Source organism: Amycolatopsis sp. cmx-4-54, assembly GCF_046548895.1.
Classification (GTDB): Bacteria; Actinomycetota; Actinomycetes; order Mycobacteriales; family Pseudonocardiaceae; genus Amycolatopsis.
This window is the reverse complement of record NZ_JAEBEJ010000014.1, coordinates 1-16,563: the sequence shown is the minus strand read 5'-3', so window position 1 is coordinate 16,563 and position 16,563 is coordinate 1. Positions and strand designations below refer to the sequence as shown.

General features: G+C 69.3%; 12 protein-coding genes. 6 read left to right on the top strand and 6 right to left on the bottom strand.

Going from position 1 to position 16,563, the window contains the following annotated elements; translation table 11 throughout:
- Position 1 precedes the first annotated feature (1 nt).
- Both ACLJQ7_RS35290 and ACLJQ7_RS35285 read right to left on the bottom strand, forming a co-directional pair.
- A complete protein-coding gene (locus ACLJQ7_RS35290; RefSeq protein ID WP_410652503.1) occupies positions 2–1,612 on the bottom strand; it encodes a thiamine pyrophosphate-binding protein in 1,611 nt (536 codons plus the stop codon).
- The gene (locus tag ACLJQ7_RS35285) at positions 1,609–2,385 is read right to left on the bottom strand and encodes a cyclase family protein (protein ID WP_410652502.1); all 777 of its coding nucleotides are present in this window, start codon (positions 2,383–2,385) and stop codon (positions 1,609–1,611) included. Before ACLJQ7_RS35285 ends, ACLJQ7_RS35290 begins: the two co-directional genes overlap by 4 nt.
- 127 nt (positions 2,386–2,512) lie before the next feature.
- Between ACLJQ7_RS35285 and ACLJQ7_RS35280 the strand changes: the two genes are divergently transcribed.
- Together ACLJQ7_RS35280 and ACLJQ7_RS35275 are read left to right on the top strand one after the other, a co-directional pair.
- The gene (locus ACLJQ7_RS35280; protein WP_410652501.1) at positions 2,513–2,989 is read left to right on the top strand and encodes a GNAT family N-acetyltransferase; all 477 of its coding nucleotides are present in this window, start codon (positions 2,513–2,515) and stop codon (positions 2,987–2,989) included.
- Between the two features lie 208 nt (positions 2,990–3,197).
- A complete protein-coding gene (locus ACLJQ7_RS35275; RefSeq protein ID WP_410652500.1) occupies positions 3,198–4,442 on the top strand; it encodes a DUF222 domain-containing protein in 1,245 nt (414 codons plus the stop codon).
- Between the two features lie 56 nt (positions 4,443–4,498).
- On the opposite strand, the gene ACLJQ7_RS35270 is transcribed toward ACLJQ7_RS35275, so the two are convergent.
- The 3 genes from ACLJQ7_RS35270 to ACLJQ7_RS35260 all read right to left on the bottom strand — a co-directional run bounded on the left by ACLJQ7_RS35270 (position 4,499) and on the right by ACLJQ7_RS35260 (position 7,761).
- On the bottom strand, positions 4,499–5,836 hold the full coding sequence (locus ACLJQ7_RS35270) for a deoxyguanosinetriphosphate triphosphohydrolase family protein (protein ID WP_410652499.1): 1,338 nt from the start codon (positions 5,834–5,836) through the stop codon (positions 4,499–4,501).
- Positions 5,837–5,961: 125 nt separating this feature from the next.
- Positions 5,962–6,837 carry a sigma-70 family RNA polymerase sigma factor gene (locus tag ACLJQ7_RS35265; RefSeq protein ID WP_410652498.1) on the bottom strand — a complete coding sequence of 292 codons (876 nt, stop codon included), beginning with the start codon at positions 6,835–6,837 and terminating at the stop codon, positions 5,962–5,964.
- A gap of 9 nt (positions 6,838–6,846) precedes the next feature.
- Positions 6,847–7,761, bottom strand: a complete 915-nt coding sequence (locus ACLJQ7_RS35260; protein WP_410652497.1) for a glycoside hydrolase family 16 protein — start codon at positions 7,759–7,761, stop codon at positions 6,847–6,849.
- Between the two features lie 121 nt (positions 7,762–7,882).
- On the opposite strand from ACLJQ7_RS35260, the gene ACLJQ7_RS35255 reads away from it, so the two are divergent.
- The 3 genes from ACLJQ7_RS35255 to ACLJQ7_RS35245 are packed head-to-tail and all read left to right on the top strand — an operon-like array spanning position 7,883 to position 12,328.
- Positions 7,883–8,593: a GntR family transcriptional regulator gene (locus ACLJQ7_RS35255; RefSeq protein WP_410652496.1), complete on the top strand. Its 711-nt coding sequence runs from the start codon at positions 7,883–7,885 to the stop codon at positions 8,591–8,593.
- A gap of 52 nt (positions 8,594–8,645) precedes the next feature.
- Positions 8,646–12,041 carry a TM0106 family RecB-like putative nuclease gene (locus ACLJQ7_RS35250; RefSeq protein ID WP_410652495.1) on the top strand — a complete coding sequence of 1,132 codons (3,396 nt, stop codon included), beginning with the start codon at positions 8,646–8,648 and terminating at the stop codon, positions 12,039–12,041.
- Positions 12,038–12,328 carry a hypothetical protein gene (locus ACLJQ7_RS35245; RefSeq protein ID WP_410652494.1) on the top strand — a complete coding sequence of 97 codons (291 nt, stop codon included), beginning with the start codon at positions 12,038–12,040 and terminating at the stop codon, positions 12,326–12,328. Before ACLJQ7_RS35250 ends, ACLJQ7_RS35245 begins: the two co-directional genes overlap by 4 nt.
- A gap of 1 nt (position 12,329) precedes the next feature.
- Here ACLJQ7_RS35245 and ACLJQ7_RS35240 read toward each other — a convergent pair whose 3' ends face one another.
- On the bottom strand, positions 12,330–15,413 hold the full coding sequence (locus tag ACLJQ7_RS35240; RefSeq protein ID WP_410652493.1) for a BTAD domain-containing putative transcriptional regulator: 3,084 nt from the start codon (positions 15,411–15,413) through the stop codon (positions 12,330–12,332).
- A gap of 121 nt (positions 15,414–15,534) precedes the next feature.
- Here ACLJQ7_RS35240 and ACLJQ7_RS35235 point away from each other — a divergent pair, with 121 nt between their 5' ends.
- Positions 15,535–16,404, top strand: a complete 870-nt coding sequence (locus tag ACLJQ7_RS35235; RefSeq protein ID WP_410652492.1) for an alpha/beta fold hydrolase — start codon at positions 15,535–15,537, stop codon at positions 16,402–16,404.
- Positions 16,405–16,563 lie beyond the last annotated feature (159 nt).

Here is a 16,563-nt window from a genome sequence, read left to right as displayed (position 1 = left end):
CTCAATGCCGGAAGGCCTCGGCAAGCCACCACGAGCCGCCGTCGTCGGCGATCTTGGCGTCGACGACGAGCGGCGCGTCCCGTGGCCCGCCGAGCCATTCCGTGACCGCGGCCAGATCCTCGACCGACCGCACGGTGATCCCGGCGCATCCGAAACCGCGGCCGATCGCCGCGATATCGGTGTCGGGGAACCGGACCGTGGTCATGTCCGCTTCGCCGAAATGGTGGATCTCGGCGCCGTACGCCGCGTCGTTGTAGACGATGACCACGAGCGGGATCCGTAGCCGTACGGCGGTTTCCAGCTCGGAGACGGCCATGTGGAACCCTCCGTCGCCGACCCCGAGCACCGGCAGCCGGTCCGGCCGGGCCAGCGCCGCGCCGATCGCCGTGCCGAGACCGAGCCCGATACTTTGGAACGCCTGGGTGAAGCAGAAGCCGTTCTCGTCGGGGACGGACAGGTACGCGCTCGGGTAGCCCATGAAGTTGCCGGAGTCGATCGAGACCACGCGTTCGGCGGGCAGGATCTCGTCGAGACGGCGGCTGAGCGTGCGCGGATCGATCCTCCCGTCGCCGGATAGGTCGTTATACGGCACGTCGTTCCACCGTGTGCTTTCAGGGGCTTCGCGGCTCTTCTTGTGGCCACGTTTTTCGAGTTCGGCGTGAACGTCCACAGCCGTGCCTGCGACGTCGCCGACGACGCCGAGGTCGATCGGCCGGTGCGCGCCGAGCGCGGCCTGTTCGACGTCGACCTGGACGAGCCGGGCCTCCGGGCCGAGCAGCTTGCCGTGGCGGGTGGTCCACATGTTCAGCGCGCAGCCCCAGCCGATCACGAGATCGGCTTCCTTGATGAGATCCGCCGTTCGCGGTGACGAAAAGCCGCCCGCGATCCCGAGCGAGAAGGGATCGTCGTGGAACAGTCCGTGCGCCACCGCCGAAGTCGCCAGCAGCGCCCCGGAAAGCTCCGCGAGTTCTCTGAGCGGTGTCGCGCTCGCCCGTGCACCGCGACCTGCGATGAACACCGGCCGCCGCGCTTCGGCGAGAAGGCCGGCCAGTTTCGCGACCGCCTCGGTGTCCGGCCGGATCGGTGCAGGACCAGGGATCGTCGGGATTCGGACCGCTTCGGGCGCTTCCTGGGCTTGGACGTCGAGCGGGAGGTTGAGCAGGACGGTGCGGCGCCGCTGCACCGCCGTCCGGTAGGCACGGACGGTGTCGGCGACCGCGGTGGCCGCGCCGTGCACGCGCTCCGGCACGGCGCCGACGGCGGCCGCGAGCGCGTCCTGGTCCACCCGGAAGTTCGACAGCACCGCCGACGCCGCGGTGTCCCCGGCCAGGACGATCATCGGGGTCCGGCTCTTGGCGGCCTCGGTGATCCCGGTGAGCGCGTTGGTCAGCCCGCAGCCCTGATGGAGGCTCAGCACCGGCACCCGGCCGCTCATCCGCGCGTACGCGTCGGCCATGCTCGCCGCGCCGCCCTCGTGCCGCGCGGCGACGAACCGCACCCCTCCGGAACGTAATCCGTTGGTGGCCTCGAAATTGCCGCTGCCCACCACCCCGAACGCGGTACCCACCCCGAGTTCCGCCAGCGTGCGGCCGACCAGCTCCGCGACGTTCATGGCCGCTCGACCAGCGCGTACACCCTGGCGGGGCTGCCGGAACCGCCGACGATCGGAAGCGGGCTGACGACCAGCAGCGATCCGGTGGGCGGCAGGCTCGCCAGATTCCGCAACTGGGTCAAACCGTGCTTACCCGCGCCCAGCAGGAGTTCGTGGCAGGGGAAGGCCGGTTCGAGGGCTAGCGCCTGCCCCGCGTCCGTGCCCACGGTCTCCACCCCGAATCCGGCGATCGGCGCCTCCTCCGCGAGCCAGCGGGCACACTCCGCCGAGACGCCCGGCGAATGCGGACCGTTCTCGTCGTTGTTGAGGAAGGCCTCCTGATCATGCGAACGGGCGTCCCAGCCCGTGCGGTAGAGCAGCCAGCCACCTTCGGGCAACGGTCCGTTCTCCCGTTCCCACTCGCGGATGTCTTCCGTGAAAAGCAGGAAATCCGGATCCTCGGCCGCACGGGCCGTCGCGTCGAGCACCACGGCCGGGGCGACCAGCGTGCGCAGCGGCACCTCGGAGACGTCGTGGCCGTCCTTTCCCGACACCCAGTGCACGGGAACGTCGAGGTGGGTCCCGGTGTGCTCGCCGGTGTGGATGTTGTTCCAATACCAGCGCGGCCCGCGTTCGTCGTATCGGCTGATCTCCTCCAGGCCGAACGGGATCGTGTTCGCGAACGGCTCCGGCAGCTGGAGGATCGGGGTGCTCGCGCTCAACGGGGCGGTGAGGTCGACGACCTCGATCGTGCCCGCGGTGATCGCGGTGTTCAGCTGGGCCAACAACGACATGCGTGCCTCCCGGGGTGACTGCGGCGTCCTCGGTCACCTTAGGCGGGTTTCGGGGGCGACGGGATGGCTTGTTCGTCGGACGTCGTCGATACAGTGCGCGTGCGCTCTGGCGATGAGAGTAAGCCCCATGGTCGAGGTGGCACTGCGGTCGGTCGAGGATTCCGACCTCGACGCCTTGTTCGAACAGACGCGTGACCCCGAGCCGGTCCGGATGGCCGCGTTCATCGCCAGGGACCCCGACGATCGCGAAGCGTTCGACCTCCACATCGCGAGGTTGAGGTCATCTCAGGACATCATCCTGCGTGCGGTGACCGGCGACGGACGTTTCCTCGGCACCATCGGCAGTTTCTTCGTGGAGGGCGACGCTGAAATCACTTACTGGATCGACCGTTCGGTTTGGGGGCGAGGAGTCGCCAGCCGAGCACTCGCACTGTTCCTCGACACAGTCGAAGTCCGGCCCTTGTATGCCCGCGCCGCCAGCGACAACCACGGATCGCTTCGGGTCCTGCAGAAGGCGGGCTTCACTGTCATCGGCACCGAGAATGCCTACGCGTCCGCTCGGAACGCCGAAATCGAAGAGACCATCCTGCGCCTTGACTTTTGAGGGGTTATCAGTCTGCGAATCCAGGTACTTGCAGCAAGGCCGTGCACACGAACTGCCGCTCACGAGACTGAACTTCTGATGGCGGTCATCAAGAATTTCCTTACCTTTCGGTAGATCCTGGAACACCTCTCACCCCCAGAATACGAAACCAATTTCTGGAACACCTTTCACATTCGCACACCTGTTCGAGTGCTGGTATTATCGTGGGGTGTCCAGCCAACGAATCCTCGAACCGCCACAGGAGCTGTGGCGTGCCGGTGCGCGCGAGCTCGCGCACGGCGTGGTGGAGCGGTTGTCGGTGGCACGACAGGCCATGGCGGAGGTCGGGCAGTACCTGACCGAGATCGAGTCCCGTGGCCCGATGGAACTGTTCGGGCACGGATCGACGGCGGGCTGGTTCGCCGAGACCGCTCGTATCACCCCGAAAGAAGCCCGCGACACCGTGGCCCGGGCGCTGGCGGTGAACGCAAGCCGCAACCTCGACGGCACCCCCGCGCCAGCGTTCGCGCCGCTCGCCGGGGCCGCCGCCGCGGAAGGCGACCTCGGGCATCAGCAACTCGACCCCATCCTCGCCGCACTGAAGAAAATCCCCGCCGACGTCTCCGCCGAAGACCGCTCCGGCGCCGAACAGATCCTGGTCGACCTCGCCCGCCACGCCGGGCCACAGCAGATCATCAACGCCGGCGCCGACCTCGTGGCGCACCTGGACCCCGACGGCGACGAACCCCAAGACGAAGACCTGAAATTACCCTCACGCGAGGTCCATCTCCGCAAACGCGACGACGGCTGGTGGCGACTCAACGGCCTCCTCGACCCCGAATTCGGGGCGCGCGCGAACGCGTTGTTCGAAACCTGGGGACAACGAAGACCCGTCGATAAGGACGGCAACCGCGACCCCCGCACCCCCGGCGAGCGCAATGGCGACGCCTTGTTCGACGCCATCCACTACGCCATGACCAACGACAAAGCCCCCACCCTCTCCGGAGACCGCACCACCATCGTCGTCACCATCCCCCTGGAAACGCTGACCTCCGGGCTCGGGGCGGCCTGCGTGGACGGGGTCACCCGGATCACCGCACGCCACGCGCGGATGCTCGCCTGCGACGCGAAAATCATTCCCGCCGTCCTCGGGACCGAAAGCGAACCCCTCGACATCGGCCGCGCCACGCGCAGCGTCACCCCCGCCCAACGCCGAGCACTGAACCTGCGGGATCGCGGCTGCGCCTTTCCGGGCTGCCACCGCAAACCCAAACACTGCGAAGCCCACCACATCTTGCCCTGGGGCCACCACGGCGACACCGACCTCGACAACCTCTGCCTACTCTGCCGCTACCACCACATGCTCATCCACGGCCAATCCGGCTGGAAAGCCCAAATCACCGACGGCCGACCCGAATTCATCCCACCCCAATACCTCGACCCGCTACAGAAACCCCGCCGCAACCACCGCTGAACCCGAAAAGCCCGCCGACCACCACACCGGCGACGGGCCCTTCGGCATGCCCTCACTCAGTTGAACCAGGTACCGAACATCGAACTCTGCGACCGACCCTCCAGCCGCTTCCCGAGGTCGACGGCCTGCGCCTCGGTCAGCAGACAGATATAGTCGGTGACGGCCCGAGCGCATCGGGCTTCCTTGTTCTCGCCGAAGGTTCCCTTCGCCTCATCGTCGCGCTTGATGTCGCGGTAGATCACGCGGAGCTGGATAGGAATCTTCGGGCTGCTCGGTGACTTCTCCAAGCACGTGATCAACCGATCGAACAGCGAACCGATGATCCTCTTCTGACCTTCCTGCTGGATGGCCAGCGGCGGCCTGTCGATCACGTAGAACCACGTGAGTTCCTTCAGTGCGACTACCCGATATTGGCTGGCTTGATCGACCGCTACGTAAGGAGGCTCATCGAGGAGCCGGACCGCTTCCACAAAACGGGAGAGATGACCGCTGGTGATCTTGTTCATCTGTACTCGGTTCCGGCGAGTCTCCCAGAACTGCGAGTGAAGATGGCCGCCGAACTCGTCGATGATCGTGTCCAGCTCATCCCGGAAGCGGGCCTCGTCGAATCCTTCGTAGTCCTTCAAGCGACGGAGTCCGTGCTTGACAATGCGCTCCTTGTCCACCGACAGGCCGTGCAAAGGGATCAACCCCGCCCGGAAGTAGTCCTCGAGATCATGGGTCGCATAGCTGATGTCGTCGGCCCAGTCCATCAGGACGGCGTTCGCGGTTCTGAGCTCATCATGGTCGCTCTCCCGCACCCATTCGAAGTCTTCCCGTTCGGTCTGATAGGCACCCCACTTGTCGCCGTATCCACGATCGGTCCACAGCGCGGTGGTCTTGCACGAGTCACAGGCTTTGAGACGCGGGTACTTGAGGATCGCGTTCAGCGTCGCCCGGGTCAGGTTGAGCCCCATGTGCTCCTCCTTCCGCCGGGCCAGTTTCGTCACCACCCGGAGAGACTGCGCGTTCCCTTCGAAGCCCTCCAGCCCGGCGACCTGCGCGAGCCGCTGGTCAAGGACCTCCTCGGCGATGTGCCCGAACGGCGGATGCCCGATGTCGTGCACGAGTCCCGCCGTCTCGACGACGTCCTCGTTCAAGTCCGATCCCGCTGGGAACACGCCCGATTGAGCGCGGAGATGCTGCACGAGTCTTCGGCCCATTTGCGCGACCTTCAAACTGTGCGTGAGCCGGTTGTGCAGCACCAGTTGCTCATTGACCGCGGCGACCTGCGCCACCCCGGCCAGTCGTCGGAACGCGGATGAATAGAGCACTCGATCGCGATCGCGTTGATACGCGTCCCGATAGGACTCGTTCTCCCGCACTTCGTGGCGCCGGGCAGTTCCCTCCGACATGGTCGCCTCCTCGTCCTGTCTCAACGAACCTTGAACAGAAGGCGGCACCCGACAGGAGACCGTTAACCTCTCCGGACAAGAGACAGGTCCATCGGTACTCGTTCGCGACCGAACCGCAACCCGGGTCAGTCCACCATCACCAGGTCCAGCCCCCGCAACCGTTCCCGGTCCGCGATGACGTCGATTTCGCTGATCTTCCCGTCCACGAAGGCGAACGCGAGGACCACCGAAGGCCGTCCTTCGTCGGCCATCACGAGGCCGATGCTTCCGTTCACCAGCGCGAGCTGAGTGACCGCCGCCCGCACCGAAGCGGCGGCCGCACCACGAGCGACCGTGTCCGCGCCCCGCAGGAAGATCGGCGCGCGCGAAGGGCCCGCCGCCTTGTCGGCGCGGAGGACGACGTCGGGGTGCAGAAGGTGGAGGAGTGCGTCGAAGTCGCCGCCGCGGGCCGCGGCCAGGTAGGCGTCGACGACCTGGCGTCGTCGCGCGACGTCCGGTTCCGTGGCGACGGATCGGCCCTGGACACGGCGCCGGGCGCGGCTCGCGAGTTGGCGGGCGGCGGCCGGGGTGCGGTCGATGAACGGGGCGATCTCGTCGAACGGCACCGCGAACATGTCGTGCAGGACGAACGCGAGCCGTTCGGCGGGTGCGAGCGTGTCCAGGACGACCAGCATCGCCAGCCCGACCGAGTCGGCGAGTACCGCGTCGGCGGCGGGATCGGCGGTGGAATCGGCGGTGGAATCGGCCGGTTCGGCGAGGTGGTCGTCGAGTGGTTCTTCCCGACGGTGGTCGCGCGAGCGCAGCACGTTCAGGCACACCCGCGCCACCACCGTGGTCAGCCAGCCGCCGAGGTTCTCGATCTCCGCCGCCTCGGTGCGGTCGAGCCGCAGCCACGTGTCCTGCACGGCGTCTTCGGCCTCGCTGACCGAACCCAGCATCCGGTACGCCACCGCCCGCAGCCTGGTCCGATGTTCCTCGAAACGCTCAGTCAGCCCGTCCACGGCTCATATCTAACAGCCACCGAGATCGTCGGTGTACCGCACGCCCGAGGACCGGTACGACGCGGCCCGTTCGGCGGCGGCCTGCGGCGTCAGGACCTCGTTCTTCGCGTAGTAGACCCAGTCGACCTGTTCGAGGTAGGTGCTCGTGCCGCCGCTGTGCCGCGTGAGGTCGATGAACCACTGGTTGAAGTTCAGGGACATGTTCTGCCGCGGGTACACATCGAACGGCCCACTGCGATCGTGGTCGGCCACCAGGGTGCCGTCGATGTAGTACCGCACATGGCCGCCGGACACGGTCGCGGCGACGGAATGCCAGCCGTCGATGCTGCGGCGCTGGCTGGCGCTCTTGTTCTCGGCGTACCAAGGATCCGGCGTGTACGTATGCCAGCTGGTCTGGAAGTTCACCGGCCCCGCCTCGCCCCATCCGCCGTTGGGCAGGTACTCCGAGAAGTCCAGTTCGCTGTAGGTCGGGTCGTTGTCGTGGCGGAGCGGGCTGATGGTGAAGAAGGTCTGGTTGATCCGGTCACCGTCCGGGCCCGACACCGGCGCGTCGGAGAAGCGGATCCGGGCCGCGTAGGTCCCTTCGAAGAACCGCCGGTCGGGTTGCATGATCTCGGTCTGCGTCGTACCCGCGGGCGTGCCGTCGGTGGTGGAGGCGAGTTGCAGCACCTTGTCGCCGTCGGACGTCGGGAATGTGATGCCCTCCGGAGCCCAGCGCGCACCTCCGACGCCGGGGCCGCCGGCGCCGGAACGCACCTGCCAACCGTGCCGGGCGAGGAGTCCGTCGGTGTGCGAGCCGTAGTGGAAATCGTCGAACAGTGCCCCGCAAGCGGCCACTCCGGCCACGGCACCCGGCGCCACCGTCAGTGCGGCGACCGACAGCGCCGCGACGGCGGCGACGCGAAACTTCCCTGAGGTCGACATCGTCGTCTCCTTTACCACTGGTCAGTTTCTTTCACCGTCGCCCCCGGCACTGGTAAAGTCAACAGGTCTAGACAACTTGTCCACCAGCCAATTCGTCCTGACCACTGGGTAGGCTGTGGTCATGCGGCGAACAGAGGTCAAGGACCGGCTACGCCAGCTCATCGAGCGGCGGCAGCCGGGCGAGGTCCTGCCTTCGGAACGCGCGCTGAGCAGTGAAATCGGAGTCTCGCGTCCCACCTTGCGGGCCGCGATCGACGAGCTGGAGCGAGACGGTCTCGTGGTCCGCGAGCACGGCCGCGGCACCTTCACCGCGCCGCGCAAGATCTCCCAGGACCTCGTCCCAGCCACCGGCGGCGAGCAGTTCGCCCCGCCCGCCGAGGGCCACTGGACCAGCCGGGTGATCGACTTCGCCACCACGCCGGCGGGCGCGCGGCTCGGCAAACGGCTCGAGGTCTCCCCCGGCCACACGCTGGTGGCCGTCACCCGCGTCCGCGTGGTCGAAGACGCGCCGATGGCGATCGAACGGATAATGGTCCCCCGGGACCTCGTACCAGATATCACGGCCGCGGGCTTCGAGTCCGGTTCGTTCTACGAACTGCTCCGCACCCGGTACGAGGTCGTTCCCGCGACGGCCGTGCAGATCATCGAGCCGACCGTCACCGACGCCGACGAATCCGGCCTGCTCGGCGTCCCGCAGCACTCGCCCGCGCTGCTGTTCGAGCGCACGACCCGCGACGCGGGCGGCCGCGTGATCGAGTACACCCGCTCCATCTACCGGGGCGACCGCTACCGGATCACCTCGCATCTGAAGTTCGACCACACCTCCGGCTGACTCCGGCGCGCCGGGACCGTCCATCCGGGAGTCCGTGCGAGACTCCCGGGCGATGTACACCCCGTCCGATCTCGCCGACCTGCTCGAATGCGAGCACCGCAGCCTCCTGAACCAGGCGCTGGCGACCGGCCTCCCGGGAGCGCCGCGGCCGGGCTCCGGGCCGGATCAGCTGGCGGTCACGCACGGGCGCGCGCACGAGGCCGCGACGCTGGACAAGCTGCGCGGAGAACGGAGCGCCGTCGTCGAGATCGACGAACGCGATCCGGTCGTCGCCGCGAAGGCCACCGAAGAGGCGCTACGGGCCGGCGCGCCGGTGATCTACCAGGCGGTCTTCCACGACGGCGAGTTCTCCGGCCGCGCCGACTTCCTGATGCGGGACGACGAAGGCCGTTATGAGGTCTACGACACGAAGCTGGCCAGGCACGCGAAGCCCGCGGCGGTCGTTCAGCTGACCGCGTACGCCGACGCGCTGCGCCGGGCGGGCTGGCCGTCCGGGCCGCGGATGCATCTGCTGCTGGGCGATCACAGCACGCGGTCGTTCCGCGTCGACGACTTCCTCCCGCTGGTGGACCGGCTCCGCGCCCGGTTGGAGAACCGGCCGCCCACACTGCCTGCCCCGCTGTGGGCCGACGAGCGACCCGCGTGCGGCGCCTGTTCCTACGCGGCGCACTGCGCGAGCGCCCGCGAGGCCGATCGCGATCTTTCGCTGGTCGCGGGGATGCGTGGTGACCAGCGGCGCAAACTCGTCGCCGCGGGCCTCGGCACCATCGACGCGCTCGCGGCCGCCGCACCGGAGGACAGGCCGCGCGACATCTCGACGACGTCGTTCACCACGCTGCGTGCCCAGGCCGCGATCCAGGTCCGGCAGGACGACACCGGGCAGATCGCCTACGAGGTCATCGATCCGGACGCGCTGGCCGAACTCCCGCCGCCCGCGCCCGGCGACGTCTTCTTCGACATGGAAGGCGACCCGTACGCCTTGGCGGGCGAAGGGCTCGAATACCTCTTCGGCGCCGTGACCGCCGAAGACGGGACGAAGTTCACGCCGTTCTGGGCGCACAACCGGTCTCAAGAGAAGCGGGCCTTCGAAGAGTTCGTCGACTTCGCCATCGCGAGGCTCACCGAGCATCCCGGCTCGCACGTCTATCACTACGCCCCGTACGAGGTCACCGCGATCAAACGGCTCGCCGCCGTGCACGGGACCCGCGAGGACGCCGTCGACCATCTGCTGCGCAGCGGTGGTCTGGTGGACCTGTATTCCGTGGTGCGCAAGGCGCTCCGGGTCTCGCAGCGGTCGTACTCCATCAAGTACCTCGAACCGCTCTACATGCCCGAAGCCCGCGACGGCGATGTCAAGACGGCGGTCTCGAGCATCGAGGCGTATGAGGAGTACTTGACGCTCACCGCCTCCGGCGAGACCGAACACGCGGACGAAGTGCTGCGCGGGATCAGCGACTACAACGAATACGACTGTGTCTCCACGCTGCGGCTCTTCGAGTTCCTCCACAAAGTCCGCGCGGAGGAAGGGATCGAACTCGCCGAGCCGCCGGAAGAGTCCGATGTGGACGCTCTGCTCCGGCAGACCGAGGAGGACGTCGCCGCTCAGAAGCGCGCCGAACGCGCCGCGCAGCTGGCCGCGCTGGTCGATCCGCTGCTGGACGGGCTCCCCGATGATCCGGCGGAGTTCACCGGCGAGGATCGCGCCCGCGCGTTGCTGGCCGCGTCCGTCGGCTACCACCGCCGCGAGACGAATCCGGCGTGGTGGGAGTACTTCCGCCAGCTGGCCGCCCCGCTCGGCGATCTGGAGACCGACAACGCCTGCACCGTCCCGGTCTCGCTGGAAGCCGGGGAATGGGTGCCGCCGTCCGGCCGGGTCCGCAAGGCGAAACGCTCGCTGATGCTCCGCTGCGACCCGGACCGGCCGCATCCCTTCGCCCCCGGCGACGACGTCCGCCTGCGGTACGGAGCGGCCGCGCGGGACGCGAAGGTCGTCTCGGCCACCGCCGTCGAGCTGATCCTGGAAGAGAGCTGCCCGCCCGACGAGACCACCGCCGACCGGCCGGTCGCGGTGCTGCCCGGAAGCCCGGTGCGTCCCTCCCCCAAGGACGACGCGGTCGCGGATCTCGCCCGACTCGTCGTCGACACGCTGCCGGTGCTGCCCGCGCATCCCGGCGTCGATCTCCTCCGGCGTACGTCGCCGCGGCTGCGCGACGACCGGAGCCTGCCCGAAGCCGGGACGGACCTGGTGAGCACGGTGATCGAGACCGTCGAGGCGCTCGACGGCTCCACGCTCGCCGTCCAGGGCCCGCCCGGCGCGGGCAAGACGTACCTCGCGGGCAGGCTCATCGCGAAACTCGTGCGCGCGGGCAAGACCATCGCCGTCACCTCGACCAGCCACAAGGCCGTGGAGAACGTACTGTCCGCCGCGCTCAAGAACGCACCGGATCTGCCGTGCGCGAAACGCGCCAAACGGACCCCGGATCCGGCCGCGCCGTGGGAGCAGCCGAAGACCAATCCCGCGCTGGTGAAATGGCGCGAGGAGCACGACACCGGCCATCTGGTCGGCGGGACGGCCTGGACGTTCGCGAACGCCGCGATCCGGGAAGAGCCGTTCGACCTGCTGATCATCGACGAGGCGGGCCAGTTCGCCCTCGCCGACGCGCTCGCGGTGTCGATGTGCGCCAAGAATCTCCTGCTGCTGGGCGATCCGCAGCAGTTGCCGCAGGTCGTGCAGGGGACGCATCCCGCGGGCGCCGAAGCGTCAGCGCTCGGGCACCTGATCGGCGAGGCGGACATCATCCCGGCCGAGCTCGGGTACTTCCTCGACGAGACCCGCCGGATGCATCCGGCGGTCTGCGCGCCGGTGTCGCGGCTGTCCTACGCGGGCCGCCTGCACTCGCATCCCTCGGCGGCCGAGCGGGCGATCGACGGCGTCGAATCGGGCCTGTACCTCGCCGAGGTCGACCACCACGGCAACACGACGCGGTCGGTCGAGGAGGCCGAGGCGGTCACCGCCCTGGTCGCCGAACTCCACGGCCGCGCCTGGACCGATCACGGCGAACCCCGGCCGCTCGGCGACGAGGACATCCTGGTCGTGGCGCCGTACAACCTGCAGGCCAGGGTCGTGGCCCGCGCGCTGGACGAGGCCGGGCACCCCGGTGTCCGGGTGGGCACGGTGGACCGGTTCCAGGGGCAGGAGGCGCCGGTGGTGATCACCACGATGACCTCGTCCTCGGCGGTCGATCTGCCCCGTGGCCTGGACTTCCTGCTCTCCCGTAACCGGCTCAACGTGGCGCTCTCGCGGGCGCAGGCGCTCGCGATCGTGGTCTGCTCGCCGCGGCTGGTCGAAGCCGACATCCGCACGGTCGACCAGATGCGGCTGGTTTCGGGCATGCTCGGGTTGATGACCGAAGCCGTGCCGTGGCACGCAGGACGGAGTGGACGATGACCGAGAACAAACCGGACAAGGAAATCCTCGACGCCGAGATCGTCGAGGAGACCTCGGCCGCGCCGGTCGAGGTCCCGGAGCCGGATTACAGCGAGGGCGGCGTGCCCTCGTTCGACCACGTGCGGGACCGGATCGAGCAGCGCTACACGACGTCGCTGGGCTCGACAGAGCTCGCCGGCCTCGGCGGCAAGGAAGACGTCGCTTCGCTCGACAAGAAGATCGCCGACCGGGACAAGGCCGCCAAGGACAAGCTCGCCGAGATCCGCCGCGCGATGCGGGAGCAGTGAGCTAACCCCAATGCGGTGAACCGGCCTTCACCGCGATGGCCCGCGCCTTCCGATGGTGCTCGGCGGCCGCTTCTCGCCGGCCGAGGGCGGTGGCCAGCTCGCCGAGGTGGTACGCGACCGGGCGGAGGGTGAGCATCCCGCTCCCCGCACCGGCGATCTCTTCTTCGGCGGGCAGGAGTTCGGCGTAGAGGCGTTCCATCGTGGTCCGGTCACCGAGTTCGATCGCGACGACGGCGTGCAGACAGGTGCGCGCCTCGAACAGCAGATCCCGTGGCGAATCCGGGATCGGGAGCACCGGGCGGCACCAGCTTTCGTAAGCGCCGTAGTCGTCCTCCAGCGCCTCCGGCGGCAAACCACGCTGGATCCGGTCGCAGTACAGGGCGAGCGCGAGGATCCCGTTGTCCACTCCGGACATGGCCGTTCCCGCGAGCCCCGCCGCCGCGGCGCGATAGGCGGCTTCCCCACCAGAACCGGTCATCGCGGCCCGCATCGCGCGATACCACCGGGTGAACACGCCGACGAGCGGAAGGCCGTAGCGCTCGCCGAGTTCGTCCGCCGACGCGGCATGCCGGTCCGCGGCGGCGAAATCCGCGAGCGCGCTCTTCGCCTGCAAGAGCACGAGGTGCCCGAGCACCTCGAACGTCACGAGCCCGTGCCGCGCGGCGAGGCCGACCAGTTCGGCACCGATCGCGGCCCGCTCGGGTGCCAGCCCGGCGCGGTCGAAGGACTGCAGGAACCGCGCGTTGAGCGCGAACGCCAGCAGAGCCGGATCGTCCAGCCGACGAGCGAGCGCCTCGGCTTCCCTGGCCGCGTCGCGTGCCCGCTGCCCGCCCGCGTTCCGCGTTTCGACGGCAAGGGTGGCCAGCAGGCGGCACCGCTCGGCCAGGCGTCCGGCGGGCAAGGTGGCGAGGGTGCGCTCGACGGCTTCCGCGATCCGGGAAGCGAGCACCCGGTCGTCGCTTTCGGTCCAGCTGGCGGGGACGTCGAAGGCACCGATCACCCGTGCGGTCAGCAGCGGGTCGCCCAGCTTTTCCGCCAGTTCCAACGCTTCGGCCCGATGCCGCCGCGACTGGCCGAGCCCACCGGCGACCGCCGAAGCGCGAGCCTTGCCCATGATCAGCTCCAGCCGCTTCGCCGTGTCGGAGGCGCCGGATCGGTCGTACGCGGCGAGCGCGGCGTCCCAGAGGCGCGCCGCTTCCGTTGAGGCGAAACGACTTTCGGCCCGTTCGGCGGCGGCCTGCGCGTACCGCGCGGCACGGTCGTCGTGCTCCTCCGACAGCAGGAAATGGTGCGCCAGGGCGTCGACGTCGTCCGGGCGGAGTTGTTCCAGAGCCTCGGCGATCTCGCCGTGCTCGCGTGCCCGCCGTGAACGGGAAAGATCGTGGTAGAGCGTGTCCCGCACGAGCGCATGCGCGAACCGGAACCGGCGCGGCGCCCGCTCGGTCAGGAACCCGCGCCGGACCGCGACTTCGGCGGCGTCGAGCGCGGTCTTCCCCGCCAGGGCTCCGAGAAGGTCCAGATCGACGTCCGTCCCGATCACCGCCGCACGCCGCACCACACCGTGGACGTCGTCCGGCAGCGCGTCCACCCGGTGCCGGACGACGTCGCGGACGCCCGGCGGCACCGCGTCCAAGGCGGCCACGCCTTCGGCCGCCAGGAGGCGGGCGAGTTCACGGACGAAGAACGCGTTCCCGCCGCTGCGCCGATGGATCACCGCGGCGGTTTCCGGATCGATCTGTTCTCCGGTCGTGGCCTGGACCAGGCCGGCGACTTCGGTCTGGGCCAGGCCGCCGAGATAGATCCGCGACGGCTCGTGGCGAGCGACCCTGGCGAGGAAGTCCGTCAGCCGGGCGGGCGGGTCGGTGCCGCGATAGGTCGCGATGATCGAGACCGGCTCGGCCAGCACCGAGTTCAGCAACGCCAAGGTCTCTTCGCCCGCCCAGTGCAGGTCGTCGAGGACGAGCAGCAGCGGCGCGGCACCGGCCAGCTGAGCCGCGACGGCGCGATGCCACCGCCAGCGCGCGGCCAGCGGATCTTCGGTCCCCGGCTCCGCCGTCGGCGCCGGGCCGTAGCCGGCGTCGGCGAGCGCGGCCAGGATCCGGGTCCAGGCGTAGGCGGGCGGCGCGCCCTCGTCGTCGGGATCGCTTCCCCACGCCGTCGTCCAGCCACGCGCGGCGAGACGAGCGGAGAACGCTTCGGCGAGCGCGGTCTTCCCTACCCCGGCGTCGCCGGAGACGAGCACCAGCCGCGACCGCGTCACGGCTTCTTCGAGCTCGGCCAACTCCGCGTCGCGCCCGATCAGTGGCCTTTCGGCGATCTTGGGCTCGGACGGCGCCAAGCGGGGCGCTTGCGCCAGGATGTCGGCCTCCAGGTCCCGCAGGCCGGCGCTCGGATCGATGCCTAGCTCGTCGGCGAGGTGTTCGCGCGTCGTGCGCAACACCGCCAGCGCGTCCCCCTGCCTCCCGGAGCGATAAAGCGCGAGCGCCAGCAGCCGGGAACCGTTCTCCCGCAACGGATGTTCGCGGACCAGCGGTTCAAGCTCCGGGATCACCTCGGCGGCACGCCCGAGCGCGAGAAGCGCTTCGGCACGGAGTTCACCCGCCAGCGAACGGAGTTCGATCAACCGCGAGACTTCGCCGACGGCCCAGCCCTCGTCGGCGAATTCGGCGTACGCGGGACCACGCCAGAGCCCGAGCGCGGTGTCCACTTGCGACAGTGCCGCGTCCGGCCGCCGGGCGTCGAGCAGTTCACGAGCCGCGGCGACGGCGGCCTCGAAGTCCCACGCGTCGACGGAATCGGCGCGCAGGGCATAGCCGCGGGCGACCGTGACGAGCAGCCGCGCGGGCTCACGGGGCGCGCGATCCGGCTCCAGCGCCCGGCGCAAGGCACCGACGAACGTCTGGACGGCGCCGACCGCACCCTCGGGCGGGCGTTCCCACAGGTCGTCGACCAGGCGTTCCACCGGCACGACCCGGCCGCGGGCGATCAGCAGCCTGGCCAGCACCGCGCGGTGCCGCGGGCCCTTGAGCCCGACTTCGCCCCGCGCGTCCTCGGCCACGAGCGGGCCGAGCACCCCGAACCGCATCGTCACCTCCTCGCTTCACGGACGGTGATCATCGTGCCCCGGCCGCTCGGTCGCCGCTGACCGGGTGCTGATTCGGGCCGGGGACGCTGGCGGTCATCACGGAACGACCAGGAAGGTACCCATGCGCATCACCGGATTCGACTACCAGCGTGTGCCCGTCGCGGAGGACGTGGCCCTCAACGTCGCCGTCGCCGGGACGGGCAGCCCGATCGTGCTGCTGCACGGTTTCCCCGAGACCCATCTCATGTGGCGGCACGTCGCGGCGGATCTGGCGGCCGATCACACCGTCCTCTGCCCTGACCTGCGAGGATACGGCGAGAGCGACAAGCCCGCCGACACCGGCGAGACCTACTCGAAGCGGTCGATGGCGGCCGACGTCGTCGCCGTCGCGAAGGCCTTCGGTCACGACCGGTTCGCCCTCGCCGGGCACGACCGGGGCGCACTGGTGGCGCTGCGCGCCGGCCTCGACCACCCGGACAAGGTGAGTCATCTCGCGATCCTCGACGTGCTGCCGACGCTGGACATGTGGGACGTCCTGCACGGCACCACCGCCGCGGTCGGCTTCCACCTCTACCTGATGGCCCAGCCGCCCGGACTGCCCGAACAACTGATCGGCGCCGCGCCCGACGCGTTCTTCGGTCACTTCCTCGACGCGTGGACGCGGCGCGGCGACGCGATCCCCGACGACGTCCGGGCCGCGTACCTGGAGGCGTCGCGGAACGCGGTGACCTCGATCGTCGCCGACTACCGCGCGTCGGCGGGTATCGACGTCGAGCACGACCAGGCGGACCGCGCGGCGGGCAACCGGCTCACGATGCCGCTCACCGTGCTCCAGCAGGACTGGGGCGCCGCGCTGGGCTACGACGCCGTCGCGCTCTGGCAGGCGTGGGCGACGGACCTGGACCACCGGACGGTCACGTCGGGGCACTTCATGGCCGAGGAGTCACCGGCGGAGGTGGTGAAGGCACTGCGGGACCTGCTCACGCGCTAGAACGGCCCCGCCGGGTCGTGAGTGGTAAAGAGGGTTAGAACGACCTGTCCTGTTTCAGGACTTCGTGAACAGATGTGTTTCAGGACTTCGTGAACGGTTTCTGGTTGGTGAGACGTTGGTAGCGTACTGAGCGGTCGAGTGTGAGCTGGTGGGTGACCG

Excerpts from the sequence above, each read along its gene's own strand:
- ACLJQ7_RS35290 (WP_410652503.1), bottom strand. The coding sequence starts at position 1,612 with ATGAACGTCGCGGAGCTGGTCGGCCGCACGCTGGCGGAACTCGGGGTG.
- ACLJQ7_RS35285 (WP_410652502.1), bottom strand. The coding sequence starts at position 2,385 with ATGTCGTTGTTGGCCCAGCTGAACACCGCGATCACCGCGGGCACGATC.
- ACLJQ7_RS35280 (WP_410652501.1), top strand. The coding sequence starts at position 2,513 with ATGGTCGAGGTGGCACTGCGGTCGGTCGAGGATTCCGACCTCGACGCC.
- ACLJQ7_RS35270 (WP_410652499.1), bottom strand. The coding sequence starts at position 5,836 with ATGTCGGAGGGAACTGCCCGGCGCCACGAAGTGCGGGAGAACGAGTCC.
- ACLJQ7_RS35260 (WP_410652497.1), bottom strand. The coding sequence starts at position 7,761 with ATGTCGACCTCAGGGAAGTTTCGCGTCGCCGCCGTCGCGGCGCTGTCG.
- ACLJQ7_RS35255 (WP_410652496.1), top strand. The coding sequence starts at position 7,883 with ATGCGGCGAACAGAGGTCAAGGACCGGCTACGCCAGCTCATCGAGCGG.
- ACLJQ7_RS35250 (WP_410652495.1), top strand. The coding sequence starts at position 8,646 with ATGTACACCCCGTCCGATCTCGCCGACCTGCTCGAATGCGAGCACCGC.
- ACLJQ7_RS35245 (WP_410652494.1), top strand. The coding sequence starts at position 12,038 with ATGACCGAGAACAAACCGGACAAGGAAATCCTCGACGCCGAGATCGTC.
- ACLJQ7_RS35240 (WP_410652493.1), bottom strand. The coding sequence starts at position 15,413 with ATGCGGTTCGGGGTGCTCGGCCCGCTCGTGGCCGAGGACGCGCGGGGC.
- ACLJQ7_RS35235 (WP_410652492.1), top strand. The coding sequence starts at position 15,535 with ATGCGCATCACCGGATTCGACTACCAGCGTGTGCCCGTCGCGGAGGAC.